The sequence below is a fragment of the Streptomyces fuscigenes genome, from assembly GCF_021556455.1.
In the GTDB taxonomy this organism is placed as follows: Bacteria; Actinomycetota; Actinomycetes; order Streptomycetales; family Streptomycetaceae; genus Streptomyces; species Streptomyces fuscigenes.
On sequence record NZ_JAKGCV010000550.1, the window covers coordinates 1 to 3,192 of the forward strand.

The window sequence follows — 3,192 nt, forward strand, 5'->3', positions numbered from 1 at the left end:
CACGGGCGGAGGCCGGGCCCCGGGGGCCCGCGCCCGCGCGGCGGCGGCCGGCCGGCAATTCGGATGCGCGCGGGCCGCCGGCCTTGGCAGGATGCGGACATGCCGATCGCCGACCTGCCCTCCGGGGTGTCCCTCGCCCACGAGACCTTCGGCGATCCCGCCGACGCCCCGGTACTGCTGGTCATGGGATTCGGCGCCCAGATGATCGCCTGGCACGAGGACTTCTGCCGGGCGCTGGCGGACCGCGGCCGGTACGTGATCCGCTACGACAACCGGGACAGCGGGCTGTCCACCTGGTTCGACGAGCACCCCGTCGACCTGGGCCGCTTCGTCGCCGCCGTGAGCACCGGGGACCTCGCGGCCGCCGCCGCGATGGTCCCCTACGGGCTGGCGGACATGGCCGACGACGGGCTGGGGCTGCTCACTGCGCTCGGCGTCGAGCGGGCCCACGTGGTCGGCGCGTCGATGGGCGGGATGATCGCCCAGACGATGGCCCTGAAGCATCCGGAGCGGGTGCTGACGCTCACCTCCATGATGTCCTCGACCGGCGAGAGCGACTACGGGCAGCCCAGTGCCGAGGCGCAGGCGGTGCTGCTGGGCCCGAAGCCGGCGGATCGCGCGGGGTACGTGGCGGCGGCGGAGCGGGAGACGGTGTGGGCGTCGCGGCGCTACGGCGACGCGGCCGCCCTGCGCGAGCTGGCGGCGGCGTCCTACGACCGGGCCCACCACCCCGCCGGGGTCGGGCGCCAGCTGGGCGCGATGATCCTGGCCGGTTCGCGCGCGGACGCGTTGCGCGGATTGCGGGTGCCGACCCTGGTGATCCACGGTCTGGACGACACGCTGATCGATCCCAGCGGTGGCCGGCGCACCGCGGAGCTGGTGCCCAGCGCCACGCTGCTGCTGGTCCCCGACATGGGCCACGACCGCCCGCGCGAGCTGTGGCCCGCGATCCTGGACGCGGTGGCCGCCCACACCGCCTGAGCACGCGCGGCGGCCGGCTCGTCGGCCCCGCCGGGCCAAGCACGCGGGCCCGGGCCCTGGCCGGCTGCCGGGCGCCGGGCGGACCGCCGCGGGTCAGGCGGGCATCGACCCGGGCGCCTCCGAGGGCTCGGGCCCTTCGGTCTGCTTGAGGAAGGCCCGCAGGATCTCCTCGCCCGCGAGGACGCCGGCCGTGGCCAGGGCCGTCACCCCGGGCGCGCTCCAGTCGCCGTCGGCGAGTTCGCCGTGGCCGGGGCGCCAGGCGCGGTCCGCGGCGGTGAGCAGATCCGCGTCCAGCAGGGAGTCGCCGGCGGCGAGGGTGAGTTCGGCGCCGGTGCGCCGGGCCACCTCGGCGAGCGCGGCGCTCTTGGTCAGCGGGCGCGGCACCACGTAGACCTTGCGGCCCTGGAGGGAGACCGTCCAGCCGCGCGTGCCGGCCCACGCGGTCAGCTCGGTGAGCCAATCGGGCGGCAGCAGCTCCCTGTTCACGACGGCGTACGCGAACAGGTCCTCGGCCGTGCGCTCCTTGAGCAGCCAGGCCGGGTCCGTTCCGGCCGACAGCCGTGCGGTCACCTCGTCGAGCGGCGCGCACTCGTCGGCCAGCCGGTCGCCCACCCGGGCCCGCCAGGCGGCGTCGGGGACGCCGTCGACGAGGATGTGCCCGCCGTTGGCGCAGATGGCGAACTCCGGCGTGGGGCAGGGCAGCCGGATCCGGCCGTACTGCTCGCGGGTGCGGGTGGTCGTCGGTACGAAGACCGCGGCGCGGGCGAGCGCGGCGAGGAGCCCGGCGGCGGTCTCGGTGAGGTAGGACAGCGGTCTGCCCTCGTAGACCTCGACGCACAGGAGCCGGGGCGCGGACGCGTCGGGCATGGTCAGCCCGAGCGCCGCGGCCGAGTAGAGGAGGGTACGGTCCAGGTCGCTCGCGACCAGTACGCGGCGGCGGTTCACTGCCCCGACACCGCCCGCCCGTCCGCTCCGGTCGCCCCGCGGGTGAACCTCGGGTGGATCAGGCCGACGCAGCTGTACGGGAGGCCGTCGACCTCCTCGACGGGGACCCCGCGCTGCTCGGCGAGCAGCCTCACGTGGTCCAGGTCGGGGCCCGCGCCGCGCTTCGCGAGGATCTTCCAGGGGACGCGCCGCAGCAGCACGCGCGTCGTCTCCCCGACCCCCGGCTTGACGAGGTTCACGTCGTGGATGCCGTACTCCTCGCTGATGCGCTCGACGGCGGCCCACCCCGCCCAGGTCGGCGAGCGGTCCGCGGCGAGCAGCTCCTTGACGTCCCTGCCGACGGCGTCGGCGACCTCCGCGAAGCGGGCGGAGACGGCGTCCAGGAAGAGCCCGGACACGTCCGCCTCCGCGAGTTCGCGGTAGAACTTCGCGCCGTGGAAGTCGTCGGGCCCCACCAGGTCGGCGCGCAGCACCGTCCGCGAGATCAGGCCGGAGACCGTCGAGTTGAGGCACGCCGACGGGATGAGGAAGTCCTCGCGCGTGCCGTAGGTCCGCACGCAGCCGCCCGGGTCCGCCAGCACGGCGACGGACGGGTCGAATCCCTCGAACTCTCCAATGGCTGCCGCGAGTTCGCGAGTAATGGCGCCCTTTCCCGTCCAGCCGTCGACGAACACCACGTCGGCCGGGTCGTGGTGGGCGGCGAGCCAGCGCATGGCCGTGGTGTCGATGCCCCGGCCGCGCACGATCGACACCGCGTAGTGCGGCAGGTCGACGCCGTGCCGGTGGGCGGCCCAGCGCCGCATGAGCACGCCGACGGGCGTGCCGGCGCGGGCCAGCGACACCAGCACCGGGCGGGGGGAGCGCTCGGCGAGGACGGTCTCGGTGACGGCTCCGACCGCGCGGGCGATGCGGGCCGCGGACGTGTCGAGCGCGGCCCGGAACAGCTCCTGGTAGGCGGCGCTCGGCTGGTACTCGACCGGCAGCGACTCCGCGTAGTGGGCGCCGCCGCTCTGGATGGCCTCCTCCCGCTCCTCGGTGGGGGCCTCGAGTTCGACGTCCGACAGGTCCTGGAGCAGCCAGCCGACCTCCTCGGGTGCGTACGAGGAGAAGGCGGGGCCACGCAGTGGCTCGGGCAGCATGGTCGTGTCCTGACGGTGTGACCGCGCGGGGCGGCGGGGGCCGGTGGGCGTTGTCCCGGGGCCCGGGGCGCCGGGAGCGCGGGTGTCGCCCGGGCCGCGGGAGGCGCCGGGCTCCCCGGTGGGGCGG

The 3,192-nt window shown here is 75.9% G+C and carries 3 protein-coding genes; 1 reads left to right on the plus strand and 2 read right to left on the minus strand.

Annotated features, from left to right (window positions below; genetic code table 11):
• Nucleotides 1-99 precede the first annotated feature (99 nt).
• On the plus strand, nucleotides 100-981 hold the full coding sequence (locus L1885_RS26080; RefSeq protein WP_235799622.1) for an alpha/beta fold hydrolase: 882 nt from the start codon (nucleotides 100-102) through the stop codon (nucleotides 979-981).
• Nucleotides 982-1,074: 93 nt separating this feature from the next.
• Here L1885_RS26080 and L1885_RS26085 read toward each other — a convergent pair whose 3' ends face one another.
• Both L1885_RS26085 and L1885_RS26090 read right to left on the minus strand, forming a co-directional pair.
• On the minus strand, nucleotides 1,075-1,848 hold the full coding sequence (locus tag L1885_RS26085; RefSeq protein WP_235799624.1) for an HAD family hydrolase: 774 nt from the start codon (nucleotides 1,846-1,848) through the stop codon (nucleotides 1,075-1,077).
• Between the two features lie 74 nt (nucleotides 1,849-1,922).
• A partial coding sequence (locus L1885_RS26090; RefSeq protein WP_235799623.1) for a cysteine protease StiP family protein occupies nucleotides 1,923-3,192 on the minus strand: 1,270 nt, incomplete at its 5' end.

Coding starts and splice junctions, on each gene's coding strand:
- L1885_RS26080 (WP_235799622.1), top strand. CDS start 100: ATGCCGATCGCCGACCTGCCCTCCGGGGTGTCCCTCGCCCACGAGACC.
- L1885_RS26085 (WP_235799624.1), bottom strand. CDS start 1,848: ATGCCCGACGCGTCCGCGCCCCGGCTCCTGTGCGTCGAGGTCTACGAG.